At 65.2% G+C, this 18,117-nt stretch carries 16 protein-coding genes; 9 read left to right on the top strand and 7 right to left on the bottom strand.

Annotated features, from left to right (window positions below; translation table 11 throughout):
* Nucleotides 1-23 precede the first annotated feature (23 nt).
* From ACIPHN_RS06895 to ACIPHN_RS06870, 6 genes are all read left to right on the top strand, one after another.
* Nucleotides 24-905: an NAD-dependent epimerase/dehydratase family protein gene (locus tag ACIPHN_RS06895; RefSeq protein ID WP_400434561.1), complete on the top strand. Its 882-nt coding sequence runs from the start codon at nt 24-26 to the stop codon at nt 903-905.
* Nucleotides 906-1,128: 223 nt separating this feature from the next.
* Nucleotides 1,129-1,902: an ABC transporter ATP-binding protein gene (locus tag ACIPHN_RS06890; protein ID WP_400434559.1), complete on the top strand. Its 774-nt coding sequence runs from the start codon at nt 1,129-1,131 to the stop codon at nt 1,900-1,902.
* Nucleotides 1,899-2,900 carry an ABC transporter substrate-binding protein gene (locus ACIPHN_RS06885; RefSeq protein WP_400434557.1) on the top strand — a complete coding sequence of 334 codons (1,002 nt, stop codon included), beginning with the start codon at nt 1,899-1,901 and terminating at the stop codon, nt 2,898-2,900. Before ACIPHN_RS06890 ends, ACIPHN_RS06885 begins: the two co-directional genes overlap by 4 nt.
* 72 nt (nt 2,901-2,972) lie before the next feature.
* Entirely contained in the window at nt 2,973-3,746 is a 774-nt protein-coding gene (locus ACIPHN_RS06880) for an ABC transporter permease (protein WP_400434555.1), read from the top strand.
* Nucleotides 3,747-3,771: 25 nt separating this feature from the next.
* Complete coding sequence (locus ACIPHN_RS06875) at nt 3,772-4,578, top strand: ABC transporter substrate-binding protein (RefSeq protein ID WP_400434554.1); 807 nt, start codon at nt 3,772-3,774, stop codon at nt 4,576-4,578.
* A 232-nt stretch (nt 4,579-4,810) separates the two neighbouring features.
* On the top strand, nt 4,811-5,080 hold the full coding sequence (locus ACIPHN_RS06870) for a hypothetical protein (RefSeq protein WP_400434552.1): 270 nt from the start codon (nt 4,811-4,813) through the stop codon (nt 5,078-5,080).
* A 98-nt stretch (nt 5,081-5,178) separates the two neighbouring features.
* Here ACIPHN_RS06870 and ACIPHN_RS06865 read toward each other — a convergent pair whose 3' ends face one another.
* The 3 genes from ACIPHN_RS06865 to ACIPHN_RS06855 all read right to left on the bottom strand — a co-directional run bounded on the left by ACIPHN_RS06865 (nt 5,179) and on the right by ACIPHN_RS06855 (nt 9,393).
* Nucleotides 5,179-6,861: a Na+/H+ antiporter gene (locus ACIPHN_RS06865; protein ID WP_400434550.1), complete on the bottom strand. Its 1,683-nt coding sequence runs from the start codon at nt 6,859-6,861 to the stop codon at nt 5,179-5,181.
* Nucleotides 6,862-7,117: 256 nt separating this feature from the next.
* Nucleotides 7,118-8,392, bottom strand: a complete 1,275-nt coding sequence (gene oxlT / locus ACIPHN_RS06860; RefSeq protein ID WP_400434548.1) for an oxalate/formate MFS antiporter — start codon at nt 8,390-8,392, stop codon at nt 7,118-7,120.
* A gap of 215 nt (nt 8,393-8,607) precedes the next feature.
* A complete protein-coding gene (locus ACIPHN_RS06855) occupies nt 8,608-9,393 on the bottom strand; it encodes a GntR family transcriptional regulator (RefSeq protein WP_400434546.1) in 786 nt (261 codons plus the stop codon).
* Between the two features lie 154 nt (nt 9,394-9,547).
* Between ACIPHN_RS06855 and ACIPHN_RS06850 the strand changes: the two genes are divergently transcribed.
* Complete coding sequence (locus ACIPHN_RS06850; protein WP_400434544.1) at nt 9,548-10,501, top strand: aldo/keto reductase; 954 nt, start codon at nt 9,548-9,550, stop codon at nt 10,499-10,501.
* A 90-nt stretch (nt 10,502-10,591) separates the two neighbouring features.
* Here ACIPHN_RS06850 and ACIPHN_RS06845 read toward each other — a convergent pair whose 3' ends face one another.
* The 4 genes from ACIPHN_RS06845 to ACIPHN_RS06830 form a co-directional block, all read right to left on the bottom strand.
* The gene (locus ACIPHN_RS06845; RefSeq protein ID WP_400434542.1) at nt 10,592-11,836 is read right to left on the bottom strand and encodes an MFS transporter; all 1,245 of its coding nucleotides are present in this window, start codon (nt 11,834-11,836) and stop codon (nt 10,592-10,594) included.
* A gap of 164 nt (nt 11,837-12,000) precedes the next feature.
* Nucleotides 12,001-12,816: a putative hydro-lyase gene (locus ACIPHN_RS06840; RefSeq protein ID WP_400434540.1), complete on the bottom strand. Its 816-nt coding sequence runs from the start codon at nt 12,814-12,816 to the stop codon at nt 12,001-12,003.
* A 216-nt stretch (nt 12,817-13,032) separates the two neighbouring features.
* Nucleotides 13,033-13,938, bottom strand: coding sequence for a LysR family transcriptional regulator (locus ACIPHN_RS06835; protein WP_400434538.1), 906 nt, complete (start codon nt 13,936-13,938; stop codon nt 13,033-13,035).
* A gap of 95 nt (nt 13,939-14,033) precedes the next feature.
* Nucleotides 14,034-15,023 carry a LysR family transcriptional regulator gene (locus ACIPHN_RS06830; RefSeq protein ID WP_400434536.1) on the bottom strand — a complete coding sequence of 330 codons (990 nt, stop codon included), beginning with the start codon at nt 15,021-15,023 and terminating at the stop codon, nt 14,034-14,036.
* A gap of 316 nt (nt 15,024-15,339) precedes the next feature.
* On the opposite strand from ACIPHN_RS06830, the gene ACIPHN_RS06825 reads away from it, so the two are divergent.
* Together ACIPHN_RS06825 and ACIPHN_RS06820 are read left to right on the top strand one after the other, a co-directional pair.
* Nucleotides 15,340-16,542, top strand: coding sequence for a M20 aminoacylase family protein (locus ACIPHN_RS06825; protein ID WP_400434534.1), 1,203 nt, complete (start codon nt 15,340-15,342; stop codon nt 16,540-16,542).
* Nucleotides 16,543-16,617: 75 nt separating this feature from the next.
* The gene (locus ACIPHN_RS06820; protein ID WP_400434532.1) at nt 16,618-17,946 is read left to right on the top strand and encodes an MFS transporter; all 1,329 of its coding nucleotides are present in this window, start codon (nt 16,618-16,620) and stop codon (nt 17,944-17,946) included.
* Nucleotides 17,947-18,117: the final 171 nt, after the last annotated feature.

The following is an 18,117-nucleotide window of genomic DNA, read 5'->3' as shown; positions in this document are numbered from 1 at the left end:
TGGACTGATAAGGATTGATAACCGTGAAAAAACTGGGCTTGCCCCGTGTACTGATCCTGGGATGCGGCGATGTGGGGCTGCGGCTGTTGCCGCTGCTGCTGCCGCGCTACCGCGTGCTGGCCGTGACCAGCAACCCGCAGCGCTGCGCCGAACTGCGCGCCGCTGGCGCCATCCCCATCGTGGCCGACCTCGACGCGCCCCATACCCTGGGCCGTCTGGCGCGCCTGGCACCCACCATCGTGCATCTGGCGCCGCCGCAGTCGACAGGGCATATCGACCGCCGTACCCGCAATTTGGCCGCCATTTTACCCGAGGGCGCGCGCCTGGTTTACATCAGCACCACCGGCGTGTACGGAGATTGCGCTGGCGCAAGATTTGACGAGACCCGTCGCGTCCATCCGCAGAACGCCCGCGCCGTGCGTCGGGTCGATGCCGAAACCGTGCTGCGGGCCTGGGCGCGGCGTCGCCACGGCCGCCTGTCCATCCTGCGCGTGCCCGGCATCTACGCCGCCGACCGCCTGCCGCTGGAGCGCCTGCACAAGGGCTTGCCGGCCCTGGCCGCCGGCGACGACGTGCATACCAACCACATCCACGCCGATGACCTGGCCCGCGTGGCGCTGGCGGCGTTGCGTCAGGGCGCGCCCAATCGCATCTATCACGCCGTGGACGACAGCGAGCTCAAGATGGCCGACTACTTCGATGCCGTGGCCGATGCCGCCGGCCTGTCGCGCCCGCCCAGGCTGCCGCGTGCCGAGCTGGAACGAAGCGTCTCGCCGATGATGCTGTCCTTCATGTCGGAGTCGCGCCGGCTGGACAATGCCCGTATCAAGCAGGAACTGGGCGTGCGGCTGCGCTATCCGGAGGTACAGGCCCTGCTGTCGGAATGGCAGCTGACGAAAACCTGACGTCTTTATGCATTTTGCGCGTCATTCTTATTCGAAAATCGCATAAGCATACGATTTTTAAGTAGTTGTTATGCATAGCTGGCAACAGTACAGTGCGTCCCTGGATAAAAGGGGATCCAAGGGGATCCGTACTGAGGGCGCGGACGTGCAGTCAGATCTGTCCCGTCCCGACACGCTCGCTGATTCAACATTCAATCGTGCGCGGCCACTGCCGCAGGACCACATGAAGCTATCTTTCAACAACGTCGCCAAGCGCTTCGGCGACCTGCACGTGATCGAGGAATTCACCCGCGACATCGAATCCGGTGAGCTGGTCGCGTTGGTCGGCCCCTCCGGTTGCGGCAAGTCCACGCTGCTGCACATGGCCGCCGGCCTGGAAAAGCCCAGCAGCGGCAGCGTCAGCGGCGATGGCCAGGCCATTCGCAGCCCGCATCCCGAACGGACCCTGATGTTCCAGGAAAACGCCCTCTACCCCTGGCTGACGCTGGAGCAGAACGTGGCGCTGGCGCTGGAATTCCAGAAGGTCGACAAGAAGGCCGCCGCCGAGCAGGCGCGCACCTGGCTCAACAACGTCAAGCTCAAGGGCTTCGAACACTACTATCCGCACCAGGTCTCGGGCGGCATGCGCCAGCGCGCGGCCCTGGCGCGGGCCTTCATCTCCGAGCCCCGGGCGCTGCTGCTGGACGAGCCCTTCGGCGCGCTCGACGCGCTCACCCGCATGACCCTGCAGGATGCCCTGCGCGACCTGATCCGCCAGCAGGGCCCGACCGTGGTGCTGGTGACGCACGATGTGGACGAGGCGCTGTTCCTGGCCGACCGCATCTTCGTGTTCAGCCCGCGTCCAGCCAAGGTCCTGAAGGAGTTCAACCTGGTGCATCACGACAAGACGCATGACCTGTCCGAATTCGCGGCCATCCGCCGCGAGATCCTCTGCCTGCTGGGCATCCATGCCGAGCAGGATGATTTTGCCAAAAACCTGGAAGGGGTTGGAGTATGAAACTCGCACGTATCCTGGCGCCGGCCGTCGCAGCCGCCGCACTGGCCTTCACCGGCAATGCCTTTGCCCTGGAAAAATTCAAGATCGGCTACCTGCGCGTCATGGACGATGCGCAAGCCATGGCCGCCTATGAAGCCGGCCTCTACAAGAAGTATGGCCTGGATGTGGAACTGATCGAGTTCAAGTCCGGCACCGATCTGGTCAAGGCCATCGTCGGCGGTCAGCTCGATAGCGGCGTGTTCGGCTTCTCCAATGCCGTGGCCTGGGCCTCCAAGGGCGCCGACCTGAAGGTGGTGGGTGGCGCCCAGCTGGGTTACCACGCCCTGGTGGCGCGCGAGGACTCCGGCATCAACAAGGTGGCCGACCTGAAGGGCAAGACCCTGGCCTCGCAAGCCGAGGGCAGCACCGCTGACACCGTGCTCAAGGGGGTGGTGCTGCGTGATGCCGGCATCAAGCCCGATGACGTCAACGTGATGGGCGTCTCGCCGCAGGTGGCGGTGCAGTCGCTGGTGGGCAAGCGGGTCGATGCGGCCTTCCTGTTCGAGCCGCAGGCGCGCATCGCGCAACTGATCGCGCCGGTCAAGCAGGTCTATGAAATCGGCGAAGTCTGGCCCTTCCCCTGCATGGTGGTCATCACCTCGGGCGAGACCCTGAAGAAGCGTCGTGATGCCGTCTGGAAGTCGCTCGATGCCCAGCGCGATGCCATCACCCTGCTGCAGAAGAAGCCCGCCGATGCCTCCAAGCTGATCGCCGGCTACTTCATCGCCGAGCCGACCCTGAAGACCCTGAAGCACGGTGAGATGCTGCGCGAAGACGTGATCCGCGACGCCATCAAGAGCCAGACCTTCACCCCCAAGATCAGCAAGAAGGACCAGGACCGCATGCAGGAAATCGCCGATATCCTGCAATCGCAGGGATCGCTGAAGACCCGCGACGGCAAGCCCTTCGATGTGAATTCCATCACCGATCTGTCCTGGCAGAACGCGCGCAAGCTGTGATGCGCGTGCGGGCGGAATATTAGTTTTTTTACCTGGCCGGACCTGCTCCGGCCATCGTCTTTTATTAGTCCTATGAGCTCTGTGCGTCGCGTTACCGGTTATCGCAAGAAGCTGGCCATGGCCGTGGCCATCGTCTTCATCCTCCTGATGTGGCAGATCGCGGCCTGGTCGTTGCCGTCCTTCCTGATGCCGGGCGTGCCGGAGGTGGTGGCGCGCCTGTGGGACGAGGTGCAATCCAGCAATTTCCGCCTGGCCCTGTTCGGCAGCCTCTATCGCCTGGGTCTGGGCTATGGCTCGGCGCTGCTGCTGGGGATAGGCTTTGGCCTGGTGGGCGCGGTGCTGTTCTTCTTCCGTGAAGTGCTGAAGTCGGCCATCGTGATCCTGCAGTCGATTCCCTCGATTGCCTGGGTGCCGCTGTTCCTGATCCTGATGGGCTTCGGCAACCTGCCCATGGTGGTGGTGGTCGCCATTGCCGCCTTCTTCCCGGCGGCACTGTCGGTGATGAATGCCACCGAGAGCGTGCAGCAGGTGCATGTGTCGGCGGCGCGGGTGATGGGCGCGTCGCGCCTGTCCATGCTGCGCCGGGTCTACCTGCCGGCGGTGATGCCGGAGCTGATCACCGGCGCCCAGCTGGCCTTCGGCAATGCCTGGCGCGCGCTGATCTCGGCGGAAATGCTGGTAGGCTTCGGCAAGGGCCTGGGCCGTACCCTGGCCTACTCGGGCGAGACTGCCGACATGGTCGGCGTGATGGCCAATATCCTGACCATCGCCATCCTGGCCGCGCTGATCGACCAGGTGATCCTGGAGAACCTGAAGCACCGCCTGCTGCGTTACCAATACGTCTGACAAGTTTCCGGCTGCGGACATGACCATGACAACCCGCCCCCTGCATCGCATGTTGCTGCTGCTCCAGGCATGCCTGCTGGCGGGCGCGGCGCAGGCCGGCGTACTGGACGAGGCCAGGCGCAGCGGCCAGGTGCGTATCGGCCTGGATCACGTACCGCCGCTCTACAAGGCCGGCATGAAATTCCGTACGCCGGAGAACATCGCCACCGTCCTGGCCGACGACCTGGCCGCGCAACTCGCTGCCAAGCCCGATCTCCAGACCAATGCCGACGACCGCGCCGCCCCCAGGGCCGTGGCCGGCATGCGTGCGGCACTGGTCTTTACGCGCAACGGGGCGGGGCAGTTGCTGCCACCCGATACGATCCGTATTCCCACCGGCTACAGCGCGGGCGGCATGGCTATCATGCGCACCGACACGACCATCAGGAAGTGGGCTGACCTCAAGGGGCGCACCGTGTGCGTTTCAGCCGGTTCGCCATACGTGGACAGCCTGGCGGCGCGCTACGGTGCCATCGAGAAGGTGATGCCGGCGCCGGCCGACTCCCTGCTGGCGGTACGCACCGGCCAGTGCGATGCCGCCGTGCATGACGACACCCTCATGAAGACCCTGCTCACGCTGCCCGAGTGGAAGAAGTTCTCGGCCCAGCTGGCGCCGGAGAGCCGCCAGGAACTGGTGCTCCAGGTACGTGGTGCCGATGCCGGCGAGCTGGCCAGATTGCAGCAGCTGGCCGGCAGGTGGAACGATGCGTTCTGGCGCAATGCCATCAAGAAGTGGGTCAACAACGTCGCCTTCGAGGTCTACCTGGACCAGAACGTGCCGGATTGCCACTAAGCTCATGACATGGCGCCAAGGAATTGTCATGCCGTAATGTCTTCCTGCCATGTTCTTGTCAGCCTGATCAGGCGCGGATACCACGGAGGCTGAATTTTTTTTCAGATGGTCGGGTTCAGGCATGGCATGGCACGACAATCGGCGTAACATAGCGGTATCCATGCCGCGATCCGGTTCCTGGATCATCGACTCACTTCAGCCAAGTCAGCGCAACAGTAACAGGGAGTACATCATGCCCATCGATATCGCCTCCGCCGTCAACGCCGTCATCTCCGACCCCAACGGTAACTCGACCGCCACCGGCAAGGCCACCGACCCGGTCACCGTCCGTCGCGCCGATGAAGCGGCGGCTGCGGCCAAGGCCGAGATCCAGCGCCAGCAGGAGATCCAGGCCGACCAGACCCGCGCCGAGACCGCCAGCCAGGACCGCAACCGCCGCGAGCAGGCTTCGCGCAATTCCACCGGCGAGATCATCGGCACCACCGTCAATTCGACGGCCTGATCCTTTCCCTGTCATCCCGGTTTCTTCCAAGGCCCGTAGCGCTGGTTGGCGCTGCGGGCCTTTGTCGTTCCTGCTTGCGCGACCGTGAGGGAGCGTTCTCAGTGATGCTGGTTCGAGGCATTCAATGAACCCAGGAGCCAGGTCTCGGCCATGTCGATCTGGTTGATCAGCATCAGGAAGGTCTCGTCGTTGATGCGTTGTTCGGCGCGCAGGTAGTGCACCTCCAGGCGCTCGGCGCGGATCGCTTCCAGGCGCAGCTCGCGCTCGAACTGCTTGAAGCGGTTGGCGGCGCGCTGGGTATCTTCGGAGTCGCTCTCGGCATTCATGCGCATCCGATAGGTCGCCAAGAGGCTGCCGCTGACTTCGGTCAGCAGCGCCAGGTCGGTTTCATCGAGGCTGCCGCCGAGGCGCTCCTGGGCCGTCTCGATGCTGCGCACGGCGGCCTCCGACAGGCGCAGGCGCGCCATCATTTCCTCGGCACGGCGACGCTTGACCTCGGCGTCGAGTTGCAGGTCCTTGAGCAGCCACGGCAGCAGGAAACTGCCGAACAGCAGCGAGCACACGATCACCCCGGTGGCCAGGAAGATCAGCAGGTCGCGGGCCGGGAAGGGCTTGTGTTCGCTCAGCAGCAGCGGGATCGACATCACGCCGGCCAGCGTGATGGCGCCGCGCACGCCTGAGAGCGCCGTGATGCTGATGAGGCGCAGGTCGAAGCGACGATTGCGTCCGCTCTGGCCGCGCAGGGCCGAGGCGAAGCGGCGCATGCGCAGGTTGATCCAGACCCACACGAAGCGCAGCACGATCAGCGCCACCGTGATGGCCAGGATGTAGACGAACAGATGCCACACCGGCACGTTGCCGGCCATTTTTGCATCCACGTGGGCCAGGCTGACGATGCCTGGCAATTGCAGACCCAGCAGCAGGAAGGACATGCCGTTGAAGACGAATTCCAGCATGGTCATGATGCTGTGGCCCTGGATGCGGGTGGCCGCCGATTCGCCGCCGGCCGTTTCGATATAGGGCATGAGCATGCCGGCCGCCACCGCCGCGAGGATGCCGGACAGACCAAAGTGTTCGGCGAAGATATAGGCCGTAAACGGAATCAGCAGCAGCAACACCACCTGGATGCCTGGTTCGTCGCCGGCCCATTCGATGATCTTGCGCCGGATCAGCCCGAAGCCCCAGGCCACGATCAGGCCCACCGCAATGCCGCCCACCGAGATCAGCACGAAGGACAGGCTGGCATCTACCAGCGAGAAGCTGCCGGTGATCACGGCGGCGACGGCGAACTTGAAGGCCACCAGGCCGGAGGCGTCGTTCATCAGCGCCTCGCCCTCCAGCACGTGCTGCATGGACGCCGGCAGCCGCCCCTTGCCCACGATGGAAGAGACCGCCACCGCATCGGTGGGCGAGAGCACGGCGGCCAGTGCAAAGGCCGAGGGCAGCGAGATGACCGGGATCATCCAGTGGATGAAGTAACCCACCCCGATCACCGTGAACAGCACCAGCCCCAGGGCCAGTGCCAGGATGGGCCGCGCCAGCCGGAAGAACTCGCGCTTGGGCATGCGCCAGCCGTCGGTGAAGAGCAGTGGCGGGATGAACAGCAGCAGGAACAGATCCGGATCGAAGCTGATGCGCAGGCCGAACAGGGGCAGTGCCAGCACCGCCCCCAGGGCGATCTGGAACAGCGGCAGGGGCAGCTTGAAGGGCATCAGGCGCGCCACCACGCCGGAGACGGCGACGGCTAGCAGCAGGATCAGGACGGTAAAGACGATTTCCATGAGGCAGCGGTAATGTGTTCTTGTGATGAGGCGCAGGAGGGTCAGACCGGCAGGCCGCACTGAGTTGCTGGGGAGTTACAGAGGCTTGCAAGCCGGTTGCAGATGGCTTGCAAGCTTATGCAGGAGATGGGGAAGTATACGGCAGGAGGGCAGTGCCCGTCGCTCTAGCGCGAAGCGGCCTGATGCCGGCAAAAGAAAATGCCACCCGGCGTGGCACCGGGCGGCATCGTGGTTCAGCGGTCGAACGCTGGGAATCTCAGCCTGTGACCTTGGCCAGGTAGCGCGCGCGCCAGGGTTTGAGGACCATCAGCGCCAGACAGGCGGTCAGGATGTCCAGCGTGATGGCGGTGCCGAACACCGGATGCCAGCTGCCGGTCTTCTCGTGCATCATCGCCGCCAGCGGGCCGCCGAAGATGGAGCCGATGCCTTGCGAGATATACAGCCAGCCATAGTTGGCGGTGGCGTTGCGGGTGCCGAAGGTATCGGTGAGGGTGGAGGGGAAGAGCGAAAAGATTTCTCCCCAGCCGAAAAACACCACGCCCGACAGCAGCACGAACAGCACCGCGTTTTCCCGCGTGGCCAGCCACAGCGCCATGGCCACACCTTCCAGGGCGAAGGCGAAGAACATGGTGTTCTCGCGGCCATAGCGGTCTGAGATCCAGCCGAAGAAGGGGCGGGTCAGGCCATTGGTGAGGCGGTCGATGGTCAGGGCCAGCGGCAGCGCGGCCAGGCCGAACACCATCACGTTGGCGACCCCGAAGTCGCGGGCGAAGGTGGCCATCTGCGAGGTCACCATCAGGCCCGAGGTCGACATCATGGTCATCATCGCGAACATCAGCCAGAACAGCGGGGTGCGCAGCATCTGACGCGGTGCCAGGTCATGCGTGCTGGCGGCAATCGCCGGGGCCGGCATGGCGGCGGCGTGGCTGGCGTCCGGCGAGCGCAGGGCCTGCGAGGCGATCACGCCGATCGCCGCAAACACCAGGCCGAACTGCCAGAGGGTGCTTTCCAGTCCGGCACCGGCCAGCGAGGCCGAAATCGGGAAGGTGGTCAGGATCGCGCCCATGCCATAGCCGGCCGCCACCATGCCCACGGCGAAGCCGCGCCGGTCCGGGAACCAGCGCACCATCTGGCCGACCACGCCGACATAGACGATGCCGGTGCCCAGCCCCCCCACCAGACCGTAGGCCAGGTAGAACATGCCGATAGTGGAGGCCTGCGCCGCCAGGATCCACGACAGGCCGGACATGAAGGTGCCGATGGCGATCAGGCGACGCGCGCCGAAGCGCTCGATCAGGCTGCCCTGGAAGGGCGAGAAGAAGGTCTGCAGCACGATCAGCATGGAGAAGGTGATCTGCAGTTCCGACAGCGGCACGCCCAGCTTGGCCATGAGCGGCTTGGTGAACAGGGTCCAGACATATTGCGGGCTGGAGATGGCCATCATGCAGATCAGGCCGACCAGCAACTGGAACCAGCGGTTGCGCAGCAAGCCCTGCGTGCTCGCCGGGGCGGTTTGGGTGAGGGTGGTCATGCGTTTCTCCTGTACAGAAAGCCGGATGGGGAGGCCAGGTACTGCCGGATGAGGCAGCGGGCCGCGTGCCTGAATTTATGTATGCATAAATCCTGCGCTCACAAAAGCAGCTTTCATGCCATTTGCCTGGCGGCAAGCGCGCATGCGGAAAAACAGTCCGCTACAGGTTCAGACAGAGGGAGAGAGAGGCGGCAGGGGGGAGCCGCCCACCTTGATCAACCGAAGCGCTTGCGTCGCGCCGGTGCTCCGGTGGGGGCCAGATTGCCTTGCGGCGGTGCGGCCTGCACCGACTCGGCGCGCACCTGTTCCAGGCGGGTGATGGCGAGGCGCTCGACCACGGTGTGGCTGTCCTCGATGTGGCGGGCGATCAGGGCTGTGGCCAGGTCGGCGTTGGCGCCGGCGATGGCGTCCAGGATGGCGCAGTGCTCGGCGTAGGTGTCGTCGATGCAGTCGCCATAGGCGAAATCGAGTCGACGCATGATGCGTAGCTGGTCCGTCAACTGGCGATAGACGCTGTCGGCTTCGCCATTGCCCGCTGCCTGCACCAGCGCCGCATGGAAGCCTTCATCCAGGGCCGCCACGGCCAGGCCATCGGGCAAGCGGTCGGTGGCGGCGCACTGCCAGATGGCGCCCTGTGTCGCGACCAGTTGCTGACGGTGCTCGGGCGCGATGCGCGGGGAACACAGCTTGCGTACCGCGTGCAGTTCCAGCATTTCGCGCAATTCATAGAGCGAGGCGAAGCGCGCCAGGTCGATCGGCACGACTTCCCAGCCGTTGCGGAAATGGCCACGCACCAGTCCCTCGCTCTGCAGCCGCATGAGCGCTTCCCGCACGGGCGTGCGAGAGACCTGCAGGCGTTCGGCCACGTCATTCTCGGCGAAGCGGTCACCGGGCAGCAGGCGAAAGGCGTAGATGTCGTCGCGCAGGCTGGCATACACGGTGTCGGTCAGCTTGCCGGCGCGGCGCTGGGCCAGTTCGGTGGAGGCGATGCGGGGCTTCATGAGGATGGCGGACGGGCAGGTGTGCTGCATGAATGACGTGGCGACTATCTTAACGCGCTGTCGGCCCTGGTTGGAAGATGGCCGCCAGCAGAGTTTGCGGGCCGCGTCTACAATGGTCGCCACTGTTTCCGACCATCATGACAAGGAGCACCCGATGCAACAACGCAAGCTTGGCAAATCCGATATTGCAGTGGCCCCGCTGGCCTTTGGCGGCAACGTCTTCGGCTGGAGCATCGACGAGAAGACCTCCTTCTCCATCCTCGACAAGTTCGTCGAGTCCGGCCTGAACCTGATCGACACCGCCGACGTCTATTCGCGCTGGGTGCCCGGCAACCAGGGTGGCGAATCCGAGACCATCATCGGCAAATGGCTGGCCCAGGGCGGCCGGCGCGACAAGGTGGTCATCGCCACCAAGGTCGGCAAGGACATGGGCGAGGGCCGCGTGGGCCTGAAGAAAGCCTATATCCAGCGCGCCGTGGAAGATTCGCTGCGCCGCCTGCAGACCGACTACATCGATCTCTACCAGTCGCACGACGACGATCGCAGCACGCCCTTCGAGGAAACCCTGGAGGCCTACGGTGACCTGGTCAGGGCCGGCAAGGTGCGCATCATCGGTGCCTCCAACTATGATGCCGATCGCCTGGCCCAGGCACGCCAGGTCGGCCAGCAACTGGGCCTGCCGCTGTACCAGACGCTGCAGCCGGAATACAGCCTGATCGCGCGCGAAGACTTCGAGCGCAAGCTGGAGCCGTATTGCCTGGAGCATGGCGTGGGCGTGATCGGTTTCTATTCGCTGGCCAGCGGTTTCCTGAGCGGCAAGTACCGCAGCGAGGCCGACCTGGGCAAGAGTGCCGCGCGTGGTGGCCGGGTCAAGGGCTATCTCAACGAGCGCGGCCTGAAGATCCTGGCGGCGCTGGACACGGTGGCCGAGCGTCGCGCCAGCACGCCTGCTTCGGTGGCACTGGCCTGGCTGATTGCCCGTCCCAGCGTGACCGCGCCGATTGCCAGCGCCACCTCGCTGGCCCAGCTTGATGCCCTGGTCGCCGCCACCCGACTGCAACTGGGTGCTGACGACATCAGCCTGCTGGACCAGGCCAGCGCCTATTGAGCCTCGATGCCTGCCGACCGGATCGGCGGAAGGCACAATGCAACAGGCCGGCATCTTGCCGGCCTGTTGTCATTGGGGAGTGCGATGTGCTCAGGAGACTGCCACGGCCGCCTCCAGCTCCTTGCCGCGTGTCTCGGGCAGGGCCAGGCAGGCCACGATCACCAGGGCATAACAGGCGGCGGCGATCCAGCCGATGGTCTGACCCAGCGGCATGCTGTTGCTGAGATAGCCCACCAGCGCCGGGCAGATTGCGCCGATGGCGCGACCGAAGTTGTAGCAGAAGCCCTGGCCCGAACCACGCACATCGCTGGGGAACAGCTCCGAGAGATAGGCGCCCATGCCGGAGAAGATGCCCGAGAGGAAGAAGCCCAGCACGAAGCCCAGCAGCAGCATCCAGCCATCGGTGATGGCCATCTGCGTATAGCCCAGGACCAGCACGATGCCCATGGCGGCGAAGAGCATGAAGCAGCGACGGCGGCCGATGGTGTCGGAGAGCCAGGCACTGGTCAGGTAGCCACAGAAGGAACCGCCGATCAACACCAGCAAGTAGGTACTGGTGCCCAGCACCGAGAGGTGGCGCTCGGTCTTGAGGAAGGTCGGCAGCCAGGTGGTCACCGAGTAGTAGGCGCCCTGCATGCCGGTCGCCAGCAGGCTGGCCAGGATGGTCGTGCGCAGCAGGTCGCGGTGGAAGATGCGCAGGAAGTTGCTGGACTGTCCGCTCTGGCGCATCTTCGCCTGGGCGGCCAGGTAGACAGCTGGCTCGCTGATGGCGCGACGGATGTAGAGCGTCAACAGGGCCGGCAGCACGCCGATCCAGAACAGTACCTTCCACGCCATCTCCGGCGGCAGCACCGCATAGACACCCCAGAAGGCCAGCGCCGACGCCGCCCAGCCCACCGCCCAGCTGCTCTGCACCAGGCCGGAGGCCTTGCCGCGATGGCGTGCGGCGATGGTCTCGGCGATCAGCACCGAGCCCACCGCCCATTCACCGCCCATGCCGAAGCCCTGCATGGCACGGGTGAAGAAGAGCTGGCCGAAGGACGTGGTGAAGCCCGAGAGGAAGGTGAAGAGGGCGAACCACAGCACGGTCCACTGCAGCACCCGCACCCGGCCATAGCGGTCGGCCAGGATGCCGGCCAGCCAGCCGCCCACGGCCGAGGTCAGCAGCGCCCCGGTGGCGATATAGCCGGCTTCGGCGCGACTCATGCTCCAGGCCGCCAGCAGCGTGGGGATGAGGAAGGTATAGATCATGTAATCGAAGCCATCCACCGCGTAGCCGGTGAAGGTTGCCGTGAGCGTGCGCCGCTCGGATGTCGTTGTTTCTTGCAGCCACATGATGATCCCCGGTTTGTAAGTGAGTAATAGATTGGTAAATCACTGACTAAATCATTGACGTGCGCCATCTCCGGGCCAGCGGCGCGTACCGGTGACCATGGATGGTAGAACAGGGTGGTGTTGCGGTGAAGGGCCGATTGCCCCAATGGCCCGCTGCCCCGCGCCTAGAGCAGTTCGCTGTTGAGCTTGTCGGTCACCAGCATGTAGCCCGGTGCATGGGTAATGCAGAATTCGGGCCGGGCCGCGACGATGGCGGCCTGGGGGGTCACGCCGCAGGCCCAGAACACCGGCAGTTCGTCGTCATGGATGGCCACCGCATCGCCATAATCGGGGCGATCGATATCGGCGATGCCGATCAGTCGCGGGTCGCCGATATGGATGGGGGCGCCATGCACCTGCGGCGTGCGCGCGGTGATCTGCACGGCGCGGATCGCATCGGCGGCCTTGAGCGGGCGCATCGATACCACGGTGGGGCCGGCGAACACACCGACCGCCTGGGTCGGGATACTGGTGCGATACATCGCCACATTGCGGCCCTCGCTCACATGGCGCAGCGGAATGCCGGCCGCCAGCAGCGCATGTTCGAAGGAGAAGGAACAGCCCAGCGCGAAAGTCACCAGGTCATCGCGCCAGCAATCGCGCAGGTCGCTGACCTCGGCCACACGCTCGCCGTGGCGCCAGAGGTGATAGCGCGGCACGTCGGTGCGCACGTCCAGGTCCAGGCCCAGCGCCGGCAGGGCTGGCGAGCCCGGTTCGGACACCGCCAGCAGCGGACAGGGTACCGGGTTCAGTTCGCAGAAGCGGCGGAAGTCCGCGGCCAGGGCTGCCGGCAGGATCGCCAGGTTGACCTGGACGTGGGCGCTGGCTACGCCGCTGGTGTGGCCGGTGTAGCCATCATGGCGCGCAGCCAGGCGGACTTCGAGGGCGCTGGAATCGGCCGACAGCGATACGGGTCGGTGCTGGGAAAGGGCGTCTGGCATCTCGGTCTCCGGTGCGCCCGGCCTGGTGCGGCGCGGGCTTTGTGAGTGGTATGGGACCGATGTTAGGAGTGCGTGGGGACAGCGTCCAACAAAAAATTTATATCTTTTGTTATCGATTTTTTCGATGACGACAGTGGAAATTTCTTTTAGCGATTTCCGTGCCAGGGCAGGGGGCAGCGTATCTCCATGATCTGCGCCAACATGGTGCGCAGTACATCACATGTCCTGACCACGCTGCTTGCCCTGGGTGCGTCGCGCAAAGGCCAGCGCCGATTCCAGCACCAGTTCGGCCAGGCTGGAACCAGGATCCTCGCGATAGCTGGCGTGGATCTGCAGCGGCGGCAGCGTGGCCTCGCAACGCAGGATGCGCAGCGGCAGGCGGCGGGTCAACTCACGTACCGAGGCGCGGGGCAGGGTGGCCACGCCGAAGCCGCCTTCCACCAGTTGCACCATGGCCGAGATCGAGGAGATCGCATGCACCCGCGGCATGGGCAAGCCCGATTCCTCGAACAGTTGCAGCAGCCCCTGATGTGGCCGGGAGCCGCGCTGGAAGGTGATGAGGTCGCCCTCGGCCAGTTCGGCCAGGCGATAGGTGCGGTTCTTGTGGGTGTCGCGATGGCCCACGAACACCATTTCCATCGAGGCCATCAGGCGCGAACGCACGGCGGTGTCGCTGCCGACGATGGAGGTGAAGACCAGATCCTGGGCGCCACGGCGGATCTGTTCCATCAGCACCGGTGAGGTCTCCACCGTGAGTTCCAGCGCGAAATCGGGATACTGGCTGCGGATTTCCTTGAGCCATCCGGGCAGCCAGCTATGCACCACCGACTCGATGCTGCCGATGCGCAGCGCCATCGGACCCGCCGTGCTGCCGCCCAGTTCCTGCTTGATCTGCCGCTGCAGCGACAACAGCTTCTCGGCCAGCAGCTGGAAGCGCTGGCCGGCCACGGTGAGGCGGAACTGCTTCTCGCGCCGGTCCAGCAGGACCACACCCAGTTCTTCCTCCAGCGAAGCGATGCGGCTGGACATGGTGGATTGGGTGATGTGGAGTTTTTCCGCGGCGCGGGTGATGCTCTTGAGCGAGGCGGCCCAGTGGAAGGCCTCTACGAAGCGCAGGTTCATGGATGGGTGGATGACGGTTGGCGGTCGGCGACGGCAATCGCGCCTAGCCTACCAGAACCGGTACGCGCGCAACAATGTCCTTGCCACGCGCGGCGCTACTGGCGTTGCGCGATCACATCCAGCGAACGCAGCACGCGCGGGTGCAGGAAGCGCTCGCGCATGGTCGTGTCGGTGAGCACATGCATCATGGCGTCGACGAAGTCGCCGACGCAGCCATTGAGCGGCGCATTCCTGCGCGTGACATAGCAAGTGGTGCTGGCCGGCAGTCTTTCCTTGAGCGTGAGCGCCTCGACCGGATAGTGCTGGCGGCTGGCCTCGATCACCGGCCAGGGCACGACGGAGAGCAGGTCGCTGTTGCAGATCAGTTCCATCATGTGCAGCGAGCGGTACTGGTGTATCTGTCCACTGCCGGATCCGGCCGAAGGCGTGTCGCCGTAGTGCGCCAGGAAGAAGTCGCGCAGCGGCGGCTTGTACTGGCCGATCTCGTGGCTGACCAGCCAGGACTGCCCGGCCAGTTCTTCCAGGTGGCGGGCCTGCTGCAGGGGATGGCCGCGGCGGCAGGCGATTGCGTGTTCGTAGGAAAACAGGGGGCGCGCCGCCAGTTCGGCCGCGCCTTCCTCGGGCGGGGCCAGGCCGATGGCCAGGTCCATGCTGCCGTCGCGCAGGGCGGCGTAGTCGGAGCCGAAGACATCGAAGATGCGCAGACTGACATCGGGCCGCGTCTGGGCGAAGCGCAGCATGGTCGGCGTGAGCAGGGTCAGCGAGATCCAGGGTGTGACGCCCACGGTAAAACGGATACGCGTACTGGCGCGCGCCGTGCCCAGTTCCTGCATGGCCAGGTCGACCTCGGACTGGATCAGGCGGGCGCGCGTGAGCAGCTTGCGGCCGGCCGGGGTGAGTTGCAGGCCCTGGGCCTGGCGCTCCAGGAGACGGGTGCCGGCGGTGTTTTCCAGTTCCTGCAGACCCTTGCTGACGGCCGCGGCCGTGACATTGAGCGCCTGTGCCGCCGAGCGCAGGCCGCCATGCTCGGTGATGGCGATCAGGTATTGCAGCTGCTGCAGCTTGAGTTCGGGCGGACGCGACATGGCCATCGGTGCTCAACAAGAGGTCAGCGGCGAGCATAAACGGTGCAGGGTGATTGCGCATCCTTTTTTCCATTCAACCGGGTGTTTTCATGTCAACCGGCGTTTGACGCGACGGCGCGCGGGATTGCCGTCAGACTTGCCACGCCAGGACAGGCGCGGTGTTGCGGCCAGAAGGGGACGACGGTTTCCCGCCCCGCGATAGCCCGCCCGACGTCCTGGACCGCCCGCCGGCAGCACGTTGGTACGCATGCTGCAAGGTGGTGATCCTCCATGGCAGGGCCCGGCAGGGGCGTCGCCAGCAACCCAGAGACAAGCAATGACAAGCAACCCGAACACTTCGCAACTGCTGCCCGGCATCCTGCAACACCTGCAGGACAGCGTCGCCGTGCGTCACCATCTGCACGCCCATCCCGAGCTGGCCTATGAGGAGCACGCCACCAGCGAGCTGGTGGCGACCCGGCTGGCCGAATGGGGCTATGCGGTGCATCGCGGCCTGGGCGGCACCGGCGTGGTCGGTACCCTGAAGAAGGGCAGCGGCGCGCGCCGCCTGGGCCTGCGGGCCGACATGGATGCCTTGCCCATCCACGAGCAGACCGGCCTGCCCTATGCCAGCCAGCATGGCGGCGCCATGCATGCCTGCGGCCATGATGGCCACACCGCCAGCCTGCTGGCCGCCGCGCGCGAATTGAAGGACACCGACTTCGACGGCACCCTGCACCTGATCTTCCAGCCCGCCGAAGAGGGCCTGGGCGGCGCGCGCAAGATGGTCGAGGATGGCCTCTTCGAGCTCTTCCCCTGTGATGGCGTGTTCGCCTTCCACAACATGCCCGGTTACCCGGTGGGCAAGTTCGGCACGCTGCCGGGCGCCTTCATGGCCTCTTCCGACACGGTCATCATCAAGATCATCGGCAATGGCGGCCATGGCTCCATGCCGCATATCACGGTCGATGCTGTGCTGGTGGCGTCCTACCTGGTGGTGGCCTTGCAGAGCGTGGTCGCGCGCAATGTCGATCCGCGCCAGATGGCGGTGGTGACAGTCGGTGCGATCAATGGCGGCAATGCGCCCAATGTGATCGCCGAGAGTGTCGAACTGCGCCTGTCGGTGCGCGCCTATTCGCCCGAGGTGCGGGCGCTGCTGCGCCAGCGCATCACCGAGCTGGCACAGACCCAGGCCCAGGCCATGGGCGCGCGCGCCGAGGTCGATTACCACTGGCGCTATCCGGCCCTGCAGAACGATGCCGGCATGACCGCCTTCGCCGAAGGCGTGGTGCGCGACTGGCTGGGCGAGGAAGCCTTCATCGGCAACGTGCAGCAGTTGACCGGCAGCGAGGATTTCTCGTTCATGCTGGAACAATGTCCGGGCTGCTACATGATCATCGGCAATGGCGAAGGCGAGGTCGGCGGCTGCATGGTGCACAACCCGCGCTACGACTTCAACGACAGCATCCTGCCGGTGGCGGCCAGCTACTGGGTCAAGCTGGCGCAGCGCTTCCTGTCGGATGCGCCGCTGCAGGACTGAGTCCACGCGGGGAGACCGGCGCCCGGTGCGGGCGCCGTATATCAATCACAATAGACCATCCATATTTCCGACATCATGAACAGCAACAGTCCCACCGCCGCCGTCGCCGGACAGGGTGCTACCGCGGCACCGGTTTCCAAGGCCAAGAAGATCGCCGCCATTACCATCGGCAATGGCCTGGAGTTCTTCGACTTCTCGATCTATACCTACTTCGCCGCCATCATCGGCCGCCAGTTCTTCCCCAGCAGTTCGGAATGGGCATCGCTGATGATGTCGCTGGCGACCTTCGGCGTGGGTTTCCTGATGCGTCCGCTGGGCGGCATCATCATGGGCCAGTTCGCCGACCGTCGTGGTCGCAAGCCGGCCATGACCATGAGCCTGTGGCTGATGGCGCTGGGCTCGGCCATCTTCATCGTAGCACCGACCTATGCCCAGATCGGCCTGGCCGCGCCGCTGCTGATGATCGCCGGTCGCATGATCCAGGGTTTTGCGGTGGGCGGCGAAGTGGGCGCCTCGACCTCGATGCTGCTGGAATACGCCGATGACAGCACCCGCGGTTTCTACAGCAGCTGGCAGTTGTTCAGCCAGGCGCTGAGCACGCTGGTGGGTTCCGGCGTGGGGCTGCTGCTGACCTATGCGCTGTCGACCGAACAGCTGGAGGGCTGGGGCTGGCGGCTGCCTTTCGTGGTGGGCCTGCTGCTGGTGCCGATCGGCAATTACATCCGCCGCTTCCTGGAGGAGACCGGTGAGGTCGAAGAGGCGCCGCAGGCCGGCGCCCGGGCCAAGCACGCGCCGGGCGCACTGGGCGAGATCCTGCGCGCGCATCGCGCGCCGCTGCTGCTGGGGACGGCCATCGTCATCGGCGGTACCTCGGCCAACTACATCGTGATGCACTACATCACCACCTACGCCAAGGCCATCCTGCACATGCCGTTCTCGCTGGCGCTGTGGGCATCCTGGGTGGCGGGCCTGCTGCAATTGCTGCTGTGCGCGCCGGCCGGCATCCTCTCCGACCGCCTCGGTCGCAAGCCCGTGGCGACCTGGTCGCGCCTGGCGCTGATCGTGCTGGTGTTCCCGGCCTTCATGCTGATGGACCACCTGCGCAGCGGCCTGGGCCTGTTCACCGCGGTGACGGTGATGGTGATTCCGATGGTGTTCACCTCGGTCTCCAGCGTGGTCATGATGTCGGAGTTGTTCCCCCGGCGGGTACGCGCCACCGGCCTGGCCCTGTGCTACGGACTGGGCGTGTCGATCTTCGGAGGCTTCTCGCAGTTCATCGCCACCTGGCTGATGAAGGCGACCGGCTCCAACCTCGGCCCGGCCTGGTATGTCATCGGTACCGGACTGGTGTCGCTGGTGGCCATTGCCATGGTGCGGGAGACGGCGGGGCGGAAGCTGGATTGACCAATTTTGTGGGAGCGGGCCTGTCGGCCCGTTTTTTTTTGCGTGCATGATTTTCTTGCGCGCCGCACCAAATTTCCCGCCGCTTTTCCTGCCGCTTGACACTTCCCGCCCGGATACCTATCCTCCTCAGCCATTGGTCTTACCTTTCCGATCGCGGCCGCGGTCCGGCAC

The sequence above is a fragment of the Herbaspirillum sp. NPDC087042 genome (assembly GCF_044745245.1).
Taxonomy (GTDB): Bacteria; Pseudomonadota; Gammaproteobacteria; order Burkholderiales; family Burkholderiaceae_D; genus Herbaspirillum.
Note: the sequence above shows the minus strand (reverse complement) of the source record. Positions and strands in the feature narration are given on the sequence as shown.